This is a genomic window from Paenibacillus antri, assembly GCF_005765165.1.
GTDB lineage: Bacteria > Bacillota > Bacilli > Paenibacillales > YIM-B00363 > Paenibacillus_AE > Paenibacillus_AE antri.
Map to the genome: position 1 here is coordinate 1 of NZ_VCIW01000045.1, position 14016 is coordinate 14016.

A 14016-nucleotide genomic window follows, 5' to 3' on the forward strand; every position below is an offset into this window, starting at 1 on the left:
GGGTGGCTCCCCCCCACCGGAGGGGTGGCTCATTTTTTCCGGAGGCCTGGCTCACTTATAACCGGAATGGTGGCTCTATTTCATCGAAATATTCATTAATAAGATTTTTGAGTTGGATAATCGTCAGCTTGGGAGAAACAAGTTTTAGACTGATGGGATTAATTCCTGACCAACCTACTGTAAAATAGAAAATAAAGTATTAGACTATGTTGTTTAATGAAAACCGGTATAAGCTTAATTTAGTTCAGTCCGAACAATTCTCAGATATATCCGCATGCCACCCCCATAGGAAAGCGGGCTCGCTGATTAATCGTAATAATACATCCGATCAAGGAGATTATCGAGTTCTTCCTTTAGATACTTCCGCATCTGTAGACGCCAATATTCACAGTCGCTAAATTTCACATTAAACAATTCAAGATTTTCGTGGAAACCCTTATTCCATGAATTGAAGTAATACTTCTCCTCCATCTCTGTACGAAATGCGTCATAACTTAGAGCTTTAGCGATTCGAGAAATAATTTGCGGTTTTTGCTTATTGAAAATTTCCACGAGAAGCTTCGGTGCTTCGTTCAAAGCTTGTTTTCCCGCCTCTGTCTGTTTCAAATTATCAAATGAAATTTCAAAATGCATACTCCAATCTTGAAAAAATGAGGTCATCCACTTTTGTATCATTCTCCGAATGTGTACCTTAAAATTAGCATATACATTAGCCCTGGTTTCATGTCCTACCCCAATCTTATGATTAAAGTAGAATGTTGATACTGAGCGCCCATGGAACACCTTAGAGGAATCAGCAAAGTTCAAATACATCCCATCCCCTTCTTTAGTATTCAGATTAACCATATGGGATCCGAAATCATCCAACATTTGATCCATGTACCCATCCATTTTACTCTCCAAAACTGGCTTGAGTGGACTTATCCCTTGTAACCACAGCCGGCCAGCTAACGGAGGCATATAGGCATTATTCACTTCTCGGGAGAGACTCAAAAGAGTACGATAGAGTTTCTCCTTCGTAAAACTCTTTTCAGCAAAAAAGTCCGTCAAACTATTGAGTGTGTGCAAATCAAGAGAAACAAAATCGACTAGATTCGTATCGCCGAGTTCCTTAGAAAGTCTATCCTCTTCCTGCTTCAAATCACCTAAATATGCATGATAGGCTGCTTGAGCGTAAGCGTCTGTTTGCGGCCCCTTCACGAAGTTCGTATCACCTTCTTCAATCATCCGATCTTTCTTCATCTTCTCATACAGCACAATATCCGCTCGGGTACGCAAAATTTTCAGCGGTATGTCCTCTAACTTCTTATTATGCGAAACTAAGAGGTCCATACAAATGTCATAGATTGTCGGACGTTCATCTGCACGACAGAGGAAAAGAACAGCATCATAACGCTTCGCCAACACACGATTCAGTGCGTCTTCAATATCCGATTTTTCCTCGCCAACCTGAGTCAGTCCTGGCGTATCCAAGATGTTAACCTTTAGCGTCTTTCCTGGATATTCTGATTCAGGATATACCTCTTTAAACGCTTCAATAAAATCATTTGATGGCTTAACAGCATAAGCAAGTTCCTCAACCACCAATGAATAGGGACTATCGGGATCGTATGTTCGTTGAATCAGATTCTCCACCTGATTCGTTCCTACAACGCCATCTAGAACAATGTGGTTCTCATCCTACTCCTGCCTATCACAAATATCTAGAATCTCGTTTTTAACAAATGCATATAGTTGCTCGAACCAGCCATAGATAGATTTGATTTCGTTTTCAAGCTTATCATCCAAACGCTCATTGATGACCTTCTCATAGAAATCACGTTTTTTAGGTTTCGGATGAAGAGACTTCCCTTCCTTCTCCCGCTCTCTGACTTCCTCACGGAGCCCATCCGTGACCTTCAGGTATAAATCCTGAATCTTCTCCTGAAGTGTGTCCAAACCAGGAAAACCCTCCACACCAGCTTCGTTATTCTTTTTAACGTAGTTGTAGTAATGGTACGCCCTGTTTTCAGGATCTAGGATACGTTTTAGAAACGTATCCTCTACTTCAACCTCTTCGAGGTCATCCCGATTTAAATAAATAAATTCGATCAGCGTCTCGGTTAATTCCGCCTTAACCAACAATGCATCAAAAGCTTTTACCTTCACCCGGATCAACACCTTATCCGGCATCAGTTTCTCATTCAGCATGAGTAAGGTATAAATCAGAGACGTTTGTATAATACCGACGTTCCGAGCCAGTAATCGATTACTCGAATTTGGCAATACAGTAGTCAACGTAGATGACTTACCCGATCCTGACGGCCCTGTGACCTCAATAGTGGGGGCTGCCTCCTGATTACGGAAAAACGCGGTCAATTCCGCAATCGTAAAAGTATTCGTTTGATTGAGTTGGGTCATGTTTCATCCTCCAATAATGATGTAATGATCCCAAACCGCAACCTTGATCCACACAACGGCATAATTTTAATAGGTGCAAAAAGAGACATGGTCTATTAGATAGACCATGCCTCTTTAAAGAGAACCCGGGCCTCCATCCAATTCACAGCCAGCTCATGCGCCATAAGGTAAAAAGAATGGGTTATGCGGGAATGTTGTCATGACCGATGCGTAACCTAATCTCCGACTCGGTTTAGCCGCGATTCACTCGACATTCCCTTCCCCTTCAACAAGAGTCTGTTGCGCCAACCGTTTCGCCACATTAAAAGATCCGAAGCGATTCACAATGTAAGATTCAGAAGGTCCACCTACCTCCTGACGCATTTGCCGCCACTCCCTCGAAGTTGGCTCTTTGCCGAGTTTGATCGTTAGATTCCTAATAGCCTCAAGGGTTTGTTCATCAGAGTACGAATAATGCTTTCGGAAATAGTCGTCATCGAAATACTTTTCATCGATCGGCAGCTCGCGTTCACGGCAGAAGTAATAAAATACCGTCGTAGCAAGGGTATTGGTATTAAGGGTCGTTTCTTCACCAAACTGCTTTTTCGCCACTTCCTCATAGACCCGAAACAGTCTTTCAAGCAGCTGGGGGTCCAGGTACAGCGAATTTCTTGCTTGGGGGAATTCCTTCCCGAAATCCCCGGCCTTCTGATAAATAGTAACCCTGCGATTCGGAACGATTGGTAGCGGCAGCGGCTCCTCACAGAGCTGCACAGCCATCTGTTCAAATAGTTGGGAGACAGAAGTTTTTCGCCCTTCCCTCTCCTTTGTCGCCTTGGCGTAGACCTCGACAGAAGCCCAAAGCGACTCCAATACGACAACCGGGAAAACCGTCTTAATCGATCTCAATCCTGATCACCAACTCCTGTGAGGCTCCGGAGCCACTGGTACGGAAGATGGTTGTAGGAACGGATCTGAGCCCCCAGAGTAACAGAAGCGTAATTGTAGGCTTTCACCGACACTTCGCCGGCGCATCCTTCAATCCAAAGCCCTTGTCCGGGGACCCAATGAAGCGCGTTGTTTTCGTGGCGGAGGTGCATCTCCCCGCTTCCCTCCAAAGCCTTATAGAGAGCAAGCAGCATCTCGATAAGGTTACTGCGGATGTCGTTCACATTATCCTCCGTGGAAAGCCCCCTCATCAGTCCCACCCCTTTACCGGCTCATCACTGAGCCATGAATTGTTCACATGCTTCATCCGGGAACGAGCCTCGTAATCGGAGATATATTCCCGAACGCCGGGCCATCCCTCTTCTTCAGGTAGTACAGTGAGTTCAACTCCGACTTTTGCCGCTTCCTTCCTAGCGAGATCGACGCCGAGCTCGTAAATGATTTCTCTCTGCCCTTGATATGTGTAGATGCGCGGAACTCCCAGAATCATGTCTCCCTTTAGTGATTCTACGGAGGAATTGGCCGACATTGCCCGCTCAACACCCCGCTTAGTGTTTACGATCAGGGGAATTCCTCTGGAATCTGTAGGGATCTTCGAGTAATCCGGTCTCCAGTCCGTAGGGATCTCTTCATCCATCGCGTAGTAATTATAGGCATCAGGTATAACGTTCATGTAACGGATAAACTTCCCTTCTTCTTTGCAGCGGGGTGCATAATCCGAAGAGATGGCTTCCTTCGGCTCCCCATCAAGCTTGCATACGGATCTGTTCGGGCAATAGTTCGAGCACATCGAATAGGTTAAGATCAAAGGTCGTTTCACGCTTATTCACCTTCTCCTCGTCTGACTTTTAATTAAATGCTGGGGTATGTGTTCCCGATGATACGGATGTTTAATATTGAGCTCGCTCAGGTAACTTTCGTCTTCTGCCGTAAGGGGCTGCTGACAAACGACGCACTTACGATAGCTCGATGTCGGTTCTTGGTTTCCTCCCGCTCCGGTAGTCGGAACGACCAAACCGGTACCGGGGTTCTTTGCCCACTTCCTATACGGGGCGAGGTCCTTCCAACCCATCTCGAACAAGTCGCAGGCATTACGGAGTGCATCACTCGTGGCAGAAAGAATTGCATACTTCAGGTTCTTAATCTTCCCGGTATCCTCGTACTTCTGAAAGTTTGCGAACCCCGTTCCTTCCCGCTCCGCCTCTACGATCTTCAGCACGCCTTTCACTATGACCTGCTCTTCTAAATCGTAGATTTTGGGTTCACCTGTTGTCCTCCACGACCAGAATGTGCCGGCAGCCGTCTCCAGTCGGTGAATATATGGCTGAACCGGTATGTATTTGCTGTTGCTGTCGTTTTCTCTATCTTCAACGGTCCCTGGTGGGAATTCAGCAACAAGTTGCTCGTGAATCTCGCGGTAAACCCTTTGCAAGTCTTCCGGGGATAGATGCACAATCATCACCCATCTCGTTTTTTGTACCATTTATAATATATGTAACCAATAAAGGCAACAACCAAAAATGGAAGACCACAGGTTTACTGCCTGTGGCCGATCCGGATCCCGCTCTCAATCATCATAAATGCCTGAAGCCTATTGTGAATGACATCTAATTCCTGGCTGCACTTCAATACATCTGGATGATCTAGCCCATATCTCGTCCCGATTTCGATTAATTCTGATTGCTTTTTTTCAAACGCCTCCAATACATCCTGTACGGTCACAGCAGCACCTCCTACAATCGCGGCAGTAAGACCGGAATCAGAAAGACGATTGCGAGGGTAATTGGACTCAACAAACTTATTCCAATGCCAAGACGTTTTCTTTGGGGGCTTTTCGCGGCAAGTAAAACAATCATGATGCCTATGTAGAACATCGTAAAGGTCAAGGGTATTGCGGCATATTTAAGACCCGTGAAGAACATGCTCCCCAGACCGGCAGAGGAATCAACCATCGAATAAATGGTCTCATCTCCCGTCGCCTCCTTCGGCGCCTCCCCGCCATATTTGTAAGCAAGAAGCGGGACGTAAGAAACAAGAAGAATACCAATGCCAAAAACGATAGTCATAATGTAACCGGCTCTTTTTCGACGTGGGTTCTTTCCTGAAGTAAGCAATATTATGAATCCGACAATGAAGAGGACGCCCATAACCGGAATGCCTACCAGCTGCAATAACCGAATCACCTGTTCAAAAAGTATAGAGACCTTATCCGCTAGTTCCTGCATGAGTTAAACCCCCTTCCCTAGTCTATTAACCTGCTCAAGATTCGAGAAATACATCAATCAGTAACCTCTGCGTCGCCCTGTTTGTAATCGCCTGGGTTGACGCCGACGTACCGCTTGAACACTTTCGAGAAATAGGCGCGATCCGAATACCCAAGTGTGTAGGCGACGCTTTCTACCGTCTCGTCGGGCCGCTTCAACAGCCGTTTCGCAAGCCGCATCTTGTACTGGTGAGCATACTCCGTAAAGTTCAAGCCGGTCTTCTTCTTGAAAAACCGGGAAAAGTAGCTCGGATTCAGGTGGAGGTGGCCCGCGACGTCGACCGAGGTGACCGTTTCGCAAATATGGTCGTCGATATACGCGTGGATCGCCGCCAGCGCCGGATCGTCCGGCATCGGGTCGCCGGTCGCCGAAGCCGCCCGCAGCAGCCGTTTCAGATGGGCGCGCGTCAGCCGTTCCGTCTCCTCCAGCCGGACCGACGCATGGAGCAAGCCGAAATACGACTCGTTCGCCGGCAACCGGAACGAAGCCGCCGCCGACCGGACGAGCCGATCGCACCAGCCGATGACGGCGGACGGCTCCGGGCGGCTCCGCGCCGCCTTCGTCCGAAACTGGTTCATCGCGACGTCGATCAGCTGCGCGTTCAACTCCTCGAACGCCTGCATCGCCACGCCCGATTCCGCCGCGAATGGCCCTGCCTCCTCCGGCCCTGCGTACGCGGCAGAATGGCCGCCAAGCGTGTACGCAGGCGCATACGGCTCATAATACGCGTCGCGCATCCGTTCGCGAATCGTCCGGTACATGTGGCGAAGCTTGGCGGCCTCGACCGATTCCGCAACATAAAACGCGCTGACGTTCACTTTCAGCACCCGCTCGACATGGGCGCCCGCGTCGGCGGCGAACGATCCGATCGTCTCCCGCAGCTTGCCGCCCGCCGTGCCGGCATCGACGTTCACGATCACGCACACGCCTTCCTCGCGGAGCAGAAACGGCGTCGCCACGCCGAACGCGTCGAAGCCGAACGTCGCGGACACTTCCTCGATGACGTTGTAAGCGGCGTATAACAGAAGCTCCGCATCGTCCCACGCGTACTTGCCGGCTAAGGAACCGGCGTCCAGATGAAACCAGACGAGCGAAAACCGATCGTGCGGCCAACGGATGGCGAGCCGTTCGCCGAACAGCATCGTGTCCCGATCCGTTCGGCCGTGTTTGACGACGGATTCGAAGAACGACGTCTTCAACACGTCCCGGTTGCGTTGCAAGTCTTCCCGGAACGACAGCCGTTCGAGCGATTCCTCGCGCCCTTTCAACCACCGGACCGACTTCCGGATGCTGTCCGCCAGCTTGTCCGCGGTCAACTCGTCCTTGATCAGGTAATCGTCCGCTTCCAGTCGGAACGCTTGCTTCAGGTAGTCGACATCCTCGTAGCAGGTCAGGAAGATGATCCGTACGTCCGGCTTCCGCGCCCGGAACGTCCGCGCGAGCTCCATGCCGTCGATCGCCGGCAGCCCGATGTCCGTCATGACGATGTCGGGATCGACGTCCCGAAACCGTTCGAGCGCCAGTTCGGCGGAATGGGTCGAAGCGGCGATGGCGGTGCCGAGCCTGCGCCAGTCGATCAACTGCGCCAAATAATCGAGCATCGGCACGTCGTCGTCAATGAGCATTACTTTGTACATCGTCCGTCACCTCCTCCCCGCCGGTCTCGGGAATCCACAAGACAAAGGTCATGCCGCCCTCCGCTCCGGGCGACACGCGCAACTCGGCGTCCGTCCCGAAATGGAGGCGCAGCCTGCGAGCCACGTTGACCAGTCCGACGCCGCGCGGCGCGACGGACGGCGTTCCTCCGGTCCGCTCGGCCGCCTCCGCCGAACGCAACTTGTTCGCCAGCGCTTCCCGCTTGTCCGCCGGCATGCCGCGCCCGTTGTCCGTAATTTCGATCGTGACGAAGCCGTCTCCCCGTCGGGCGCGAATGTCGATGGCCGGCCGCTCCGGATGCAGGGCGAACCCGTGCAAAATCGCGTTTTCGACGATCGGCTGGAGCAGCAGCCGCGGAATGGTTACCCCGGCCGCTCCCTCGTCCGCGGTCCACCGGAACGCGATTTCCAGTTTGCTCCGGATTTCCATGATCCGGACATAATCCTCCAGCAGCCGGCATTCCTCCGCAATCGCAGCCGGTTCGTGCACCCGGACGTACGAACGGAGCAGCGCGATGAGCGAGTCGAGCATCCGGCTGTGCAACGAATCGCCGGCCATCACCAATTTCACTTTAATCGTGTTTAACGTATTGAGCAAAAAGTGGGGGCGGATTTGCGAGAAAAGCGCCTGCAGCTCCAGCACGCGCTTCTCTTCCTGCTCGGTCTCCACCTGCTCGATGAGCCGGTCGATGTCGTCCAGCATCCGGTTGAACGCAGTGGCGAGCAAAGCCATCTCGTCCTTGCCCGTCACCGGCATCCGGACGTCGCGGTTGCCGCCGACGTACAGCCGCGCCGTGTTGCGAAGCCGCAAAATCGGCGTCGTGATGCCGCGCGCCAGATACACCGACGCGACCACGAACAGGGTGAAGAACAGCGCCGTCGCGAGCGCCGACACCAGAAACTGTCTAGCGATCCGGCCCGTCGCTTCGGACAGCGGCGTCTCATACACGAGCGTCCACCCGGTTTGCGGCATCGTCAGCGCCGTCCGGATCGTCTCCCCGGACGGGGGCGCGGCCCTGGACTCGCTGCGGGCGATGACGGCGCCGTCCGCGTCAAGCAGCGTGATCGAACCTTCGCCGTGGCTGCGGAACAGCTTCGCGAAATACGAATCCGGAATGCCGACGAACAACGTCGCCAGCGGCCGGTTCGTCACCGGATCCGCGATGATGCGGGACGCGTACACGAAAGCCGCGCCGTCGTCCGTCGTCCCGACCGGAAACCATTGCAGCGTAAGCGCGTTGTGTTCCACGGCGTTCCGGGCTTCGAGAAACGGCCGGTCGTCGTACACGGAAAATACGCGCGCCGACAAGTTGCCCATGATAACCCGATCGCCGCTGCCAAGCATAAACAGCCGCAAGCCGGCTTCGAACGTCTGGACGAGCAGCACGTCGGCCAGCCGGTTCATTCGGCTGTAATGCCGGAACGTGTCATAGTCGGCGAACGACGCGCTGCGGCTCAACGCGCGCATGCTGTCGAGCATCGCCGGGTCCTTCATCTCCGCGAAATACGCGGAAGCGAACGAGATGCTGCCGACCGTCTTCATCAGCTGGTCCGTGACCGCCTGCACGACGTTGTCGTTCGCGTCCCCGATGCTGCCGATGACGTCTTGCCGAATATTCGTGTACGAATTGTACGTGATGACCACAAACGGGATCAAAATCAGAATAACGAACGACCCCAGAATGCGGTGGTAAAACGATATCCGGCTCATCCAGCGAAGAAACATGCTACCACAATCTTTCGTTTTCGCTTATTATATCGTCCTGTTATATAGAGAAAAAAGAGGCGGCTCGCAACCTCTTTTTCCCGTTTGGCATCGCGTTATTTATTGATCGCTTTTTCGCCTTCCGCTTTCATCGACTCGAGCGCTTCTTCGAACGTCGTGTTGTCCAGCATGTATTTCGTAAACCCGTTTTCCACGACCGTTTTCAGTTCGGTGCCGTACGGCACCGCGATCCCGGCCGACTCGGACCTCGTTTGCGGATGGTACATGACCCGGCTCAGCGATTCGAGGTCGATCAACGCTTCGTGTTCGCCGAAAAATGTAGTCAACAGCTGTTTGCCGTCCGCCTTTTTCCAACCGGTGAAATCTTTCAAATAGTTCGCGCCTTCCGTCGTCACCCAACGCATGAACGTATAAGCGGCATCCTTATTGGCGGAACGCGTCCCCATCCCGAGGAAGCTGCCCGAGACGTTCGTCGCGCCCGGCTCGACTTCCGTCGAAGAACGGGGCATTGGCGCGTACACCATCTGGAAGTCGTGCGGGAACCGGTCAAGCAAGGTACCCGCTCTTACCGCGAACGACCCTGTCGGAATCATGCTGGCGTTGCCCGCGAAAAACTGTTGCAGCGGATGGTAGTTGGAAGCGAGAATGTCCGCGTACGGCTCCACGCTCTTGTCTTCTTTCTCCATCGCCCGGCGAAGTTCGAAGAACGTTTTGAACGACGGATGGTCAAAGTTCAGCGTCAAGTCGACGTTCAATTGCGGATGCGGCAATTCGTTGTACGCGATCATGTTCGGGAACTCGCCCCACGTGTGGAAGTACGTCCCGTACCTGTCGTTGACTGTCAGCTTCTTGGCGTAATCCCGGAAGTCGTCCCACGTCCAGCCCATCTCCGGCAAAGGCAAGTTCGCTTCTTCGAGATGATCGCGATTGAAGGCGACGAACCATTGGGTCATGGTTGTAATGATGCCGTACGTTTTCCCGTCGTAAGCCGGCACCTGCACGTATTCTTCGTTCGGCTCCACGCCTTCCGCGTCGAAGAACGGATCCAGCGGCTCCACGACGCCTCGCGCCGCGCGCTCGATCAACTGCTCGATGTTAGCCGCGTGGAAGATGTCCACGACTTCCCCGCCCGCCATCAGCACGTCCAGCTTGTTCATGAATTCGACGCTGTCGTTGTTTTGCACCAGCGACACGTATTCGACCTTGATGTCGGGATGAAGTTCGTTGAATGCCTTCACCGCTTCGACCCAAGGCTCTTCGTCACGCTCCGCCTTGTACGTGTAAAACTTGATCGTGACCGGTTCCTTCGGCCCTTCGGTCGGCGTGGCGGACGGCGACGGACTCGTCGAACCCGAATTGCCGGACGAACACGCGGCAATCGTTGCGACAAGCGCAAACAACAGGATGATGACTAGCGACTTCTTCATGGATCGTTCCCCCCTGGGTAATGTGGCTTCTCCTCACGAACATTATAAAGAAAGCGTTTGTTACAAAGCGTGTAACGCATTGTGCTTGTGCCGTGTATTATTTTTACCCTTTCACGCCGCCCAGCGAGATGCCCCGGATGACGTGCCGCTGCAGCACAAGAAACAACGCAAGCAACGGGACGATCGCGGACAGGGACGCCATCATCATGACCGCGATGCTTGTCGCAAACTCTTCCTTGAAATACTGGATGCCGAGCGGAATCGGAAACAACTGCCTCGACACGAGGAAAATGAGCGGCGTCTGGTAATCGTTCCACGTCCAAATAAACTTGATAATGGCGACCGTCGCGAAAATCGGTTTGGACAACGGAACCACGATCTGCCAATACGTCCGGAAGTAACCCGCTCCGTCGATTTGAGCCGCCTCCAGGTAATCGTTATGAATGCCCGCGATGAACTGCCGGAACAAAAACGTGAAGTAAATCGAAAACATCATGAGCAGCACCAACGCTTCATGCGTGTCATAAAGTCCCAGCCAGCGGATCAAAATATACCGCGGCACGAGCGTGGCCTGCTCCGGGATCATCATGAGCGACAGCAGCAAGCCGAAAACGGCGTGCCGTCCGGCGAACCGGATTTTCGCAAACGCGTATCCCGCCATGGACGAAAACAGAATCGTGGCTGCCGTCGTCATGACGGCGATTTTGATGGAATTGGCGTAGAAGATCGTAAACGGAACTTTCCCGAGCCACACCTCTTGAAAGTTGTTCATGAAATTCCATGTCTTTGGAATCCATCGGATCGGGAACGTCCACACTTCGCTTTCGATTTTCGACGCGGCCGAAACCATCCACAAGAGCGGGATCAGAAAACAGACGGAAATCAATCCGAAAACCGCCGTCGCTGCAACCTTGCTCCATTCCCATTTGCCTGACAACGCGCGTCCCCCCTTCCCTAGTCGTGAACCTTCCGGTTCTGTACGATCCACGTCACCGACGTGACGAGCACGATCATGAGAAACAGCACCCAGGACATGGCGGAAGCGTATCCCATATTGAACCGTTGAAACCCTTCTTCGTAAATCTGGTATACGATGACCGTGCTTGCGTCGTTCGGACCGCCGTTCGTCAAAAATTTGATGATGTCGAACACCTTGAACGAGGAAATGATGCTTGTGATCGTCAGGAAAAACGTCGTCGGTCCGAGCAGCGGCAGCGTAACATGCCAGAACTGGCCCATCGTACCGGCGCCGTCGATGCTTGCCGCTTCGTACAGTTCGTTCGGAATGTTGGACAAACCCGCGATGAAAATAATGATTTTATACCCGATCAATTGCCACACGTAAATGATCATGACGGCGACGAGGGCGTAGGACGTGTCGACAAGCCACTTCGGCGGATCGGTGACCCCGAGTTGGATCAAAATCTGGTTGACCGGCCCTTTGGACGGGTGGAACAACGCGGACCACACCGCCGCGATCGCCACGGTCGAGCAAATATACGGAACGAAAAAGGCGATTTTGAAATACGACTGGAAATAAAGGCGGGCATGGATGACGGCCGCCATCGCCAGGGCGATGACGATGACGCCCGGCACCGTGGCCGCGGTGAACAGCACGTTGTTTCTCAACGCTTTCAGAAACCGATCGTCTTCCCATAGCCCGATAAAGTTGTCCCATCCGACGAACCGGATCGACGACACCCCGCCGACCAGATTCCAGTCCGCGAAACTGAGCGCCAGGCTGAACCCGAGCGGAAACACCGACAGCAGCAGCATCCCGAACACTTCCGGCCCGATAAACAGCCACCCTGCCGCGTTTTCCCTTCGTTTCCGATTCCAAAATGTTTTCTTCATCGCTTGCGTTCTCTCCTCCGGCTTCTCATGCGGGTTCCGTCTCCTTCATAAATGGCCGCCGTACCGGATCGGCCCTCTCCAGGCGAGCGGGTTGCTCGCTTTCATAGACGCGTAATCCGGGAGCGGTTTGCGTCGGACCGCCGCGCGCGGGAATCGGGTTTTGAACTTCTCCCTGCACAACGTCGCCGCTTCTCGGCTTTCGGCGCTTCCGATCACGTTCTTCGTTTCGTTCGGATCCAGCTCGAGGTCGAACAATTGCTCGAATCCGCCCCATTCGTAATACACATATTTCCATTTTCCGTTCGTCGCCATGTACAGATTGCCGTCGGCATCACCGAGATACCCGTACACCCATCGTTCCCCGAGCCTCGCGAAGTCAGCGTGAAGAAGGCTTCTCCCGTCCCGCTCTTCATCCGGCTCCGAACAGCATCCCGCCGCGTCCATGAACGTCGGGTAAATATCGGCGAGCATCACAGGGGTGGTGACGACATCTCCCGGTCCCCAACGATCGGAAACCGATCCGGGCACCCGCAGCAAAAACGGGACGCGCGCGCTGCCTTCATAAAAACACGATTTATGGAACAGCCCGTGATCCCCCAGCATTTCCCCGTGATCGGACGTGAACAGCACGATCGTATCGTCCCACAACCGTTGCCGTTTCAGCTCCCCGAACAGCCGCCCCAACTGATAATCGATCAACGTGATCTGGGCGTAATAATGTTTGCGCGCGCTGCGGACGACGTCCGGGGTCAGATCGTCGAGATTGAACGCTGCTTTCCGATTGACAACCCATGGAGGCGGGTCCGTGCGCGACCATCCGTCCTCCGGATCGGCGGGCGGCGGGACGCGGACGCCGTCGTATAACCGGACGTACGATTCCGGCGGATCGAACGGCGGATGCGGGGCTTCGAAACTGGTCCACAGGAAAAAGGGCGATTCCGGATCGCGCTGGCGTAAAAACTCGATCGATTCCTGAACCGTCCACCAGGTGGACGTATGGTCGACGGGCACCGCGCTGTACACGGGGTACGCTTCGTTCCCTCCGAGGCCATGTCCGCGATACGCGCCGGCGAACGGCGTCTGCTCCAGCCAATTGACGTAATCCTCCGGCACGAGGCGCATCCGTTCGAAACCGTATCGGGCTCTTGGCGGATGAAAATGCATTTTACCGGCTGCGTGGGTTTGATACCCGGCTTCCCGCAGTCGCCCAGGAAGAGTGTACGCCGGCTTCTCCGGCAACCGGAATTCGCCGTACCGGTCCACGCCGTGCGTATACGCGCATTTTCCCGTCATGATCGTCGTCCGTGCGGGGATGCATACCGGCGCGTCGCTGTAAGCGCGATCGAACCGGACGCTTTCCGCCGCCAACTGATCGAGATGCGGCGTCATTATCGGATGCGCGCGATACGCGCCGAGACCATCGCCCCGATGCTGATCCGTCGTCACAAGCAAGATGTTTGGCTGTTTTCGCATGGGCACCTCCTGGCGTGTAAAGACGCTTTCATTCGCTTCCGTATGTCCTCCTCCATTATAGCCCGGCCCCTTCGCGGTCACGGTTAAGGATTCGTACTTTCATGCGTGTATAATTTTTACCTGGCGACGCCGCGCAAGGATGAAAAGAAAGACCGCCCCGAGCCGTGAACTGTGACCCCATTGGCGGACAGTTTAAAGAAAGCCCTCGGCGGCTAAGCCGCCAAAAGATGACTCCTGTATTCATTGGGGGTCATCTTTTTTAATGACCATTGGTAGCGCCCCGTATTGTA

14 protein-coding genes are annotated in these 14016 nt (G+C 53.5%); all 14 read right to left on the minus strand.

Going from position 1 to position 14016, the window contains the following annotated elements; all coding sequences use genetic code 11:
• Positions 1-306: 306 nt before the first annotated feature.
• Positions 307-1635 carry a GTPase domain-containing protein gene (locus tag FE782_RS31810; RefSeq protein ID WP_138198379.1) on the minus strand — a complete coding sequence of 443 codons (1329 nt, stop codon included), beginning with the start codon at positions 1633-1635 and terminating at the stop codon, positions 307-309.
• 45 nt (positions 1636-1680) lie between these two features.
• Positions 1681-2400 (minus strand): hypothetical protein, encoded by a 720-nt coding sequence (locus tag FE782_RS31815; RefSeq protein ID WP_138198381.1) that lies wholly within the window; start codon positions 2398-2400, stop codon positions 1681-1683.
• A gap of 243 nt (positions 2401-2643) precedes the next feature.
• A complete protein-coding gene (locus tag FE782_RS31820) occupies positions 2644-3288 on the minus strand; it encodes a homing endonuclease associated repeat-containing protein (protein WP_138198383.1) in 645 nt (214 codons plus the stop codon).
• Positions 3285-3551 (minus strand): hypothetical protein, encoded by a 267-nt coding sequence (locus FE782_RS31825; RefSeq protein WP_138198384.1) that lies wholly within the window; start codon positions 3549-3551, stop codon positions 3285-3287. Before FE782_RS31825 ends, FE782_RS31820 begins: the two co-directional genes overlap by 4 nt.
• A 26-nt stretch (positions 3552-3577) precedes the next feature.
• Positions 3578-4147 carry a hypothetical protein gene (locus FE782_RS31830; protein WP_138198386.1) on the minus strand — a complete coding sequence of 190 codons (570 nt, stop codon included), beginning with the start codon at positions 4145-4147 and terminating at the stop codon, positions 3578-3580.
• Positions 4148-4153: 6 nt separating this feature from the next.
• Positions 4154-4786, minus strand: coding sequence for a hypothetical protein (locus tag FE782_RS31835; protein WP_138198388.1), 633 nt, complete (start codon positions 4784-4786; stop codon positions 4154-4156).
• A gap of 77 nt (positions 4787-4863) precedes the next feature.
• Entirely contained in the window at positions 4864-5049 is a 186-nt protein-coding gene (locus FE782_RS32500; RefSeq protein WP_158299633.1) for an aspartyl-phosphate phosphatase Spo0E family protein, read from the minus strand.
• An 11-nt stretch (positions 5050-5060) separates the two neighbouring features.
• On the minus strand, positions 5061-5552 hold the full coding sequence (locus FE782_RS32505) for a hypothetical protein (protein ID WP_158299634.1): 492 nt from the start codon (positions 5550-5552) through the stop codon (positions 5061-5063).
• A gap of 53 nt (positions 5553-5605) precedes the next feature.
• Complete coding sequence (locus FE782_RS31845; protein ID WP_138198392.1) at positions 5606-7228, minus strand: helix-turn-helix domain-containing protein; 1623 nt, start codon at positions 7226-7228, stop codon at positions 5606-5608.
• Positions 7206-8972 carry a sensor histidine kinase gene (locus tag FE782_RS31850; RefSeq protein WP_138198394.1) on the minus strand — a complete coding sequence of 589 codons (1767 nt, stop codon included), beginning with the start codon at positions 8970-8972 and terminating at the stop codon, positions 7206-7208. Before FE782_RS31850 ends, FE782_RS31845 begins: the two co-directional genes overlap by 23 nt.
• Before the next feature lie 95 nt (positions 8973-9067).
• Positions 9068-10399, minus strand: coding sequence for an ABC transporter substrate-binding protein (locus FE782_RS31855; protein ID WP_138198395.1), 1332 nt, complete (start codon positions 10397-10399; stop codon positions 9068-9070).
• Between the two features lie 103 nt (positions 10400-10502).
• Positions 10503-11336: a carbohydrate ABC transporter permease gene (locus FE782_RS31860; RefSeq protein WP_238392736.1), complete on the minus strand. Its 834-nt coding sequence runs from the start codon at positions 11334-11336 to the stop codon at positions 10503-10505.
• A gap of 17 nt (positions 11337-11353) precedes the next feature.
• Complete coding sequence (locus FE782_RS31865; protein WP_138198396.1) at positions 11354-12253, minus strand: carbohydrate ABC transporter permease; 900 nt, start codon at positions 12251-12253, stop codon at positions 11354-11356.
• A 45-nt stretch (positions 12254-12298) separates the two neighbouring features.
• Positions 12299-13726 (minus strand): sulfatase-like hydrolase/transferase, encoded by a 1428-nt coding sequence (locus FE782_RS31870; protein ID WP_138198397.1) that lies wholly within the window; start codon positions 13724-13726, stop codon positions 12299-12301.
• Positions 13727-14016: the final 290 nt, after the last annotated feature.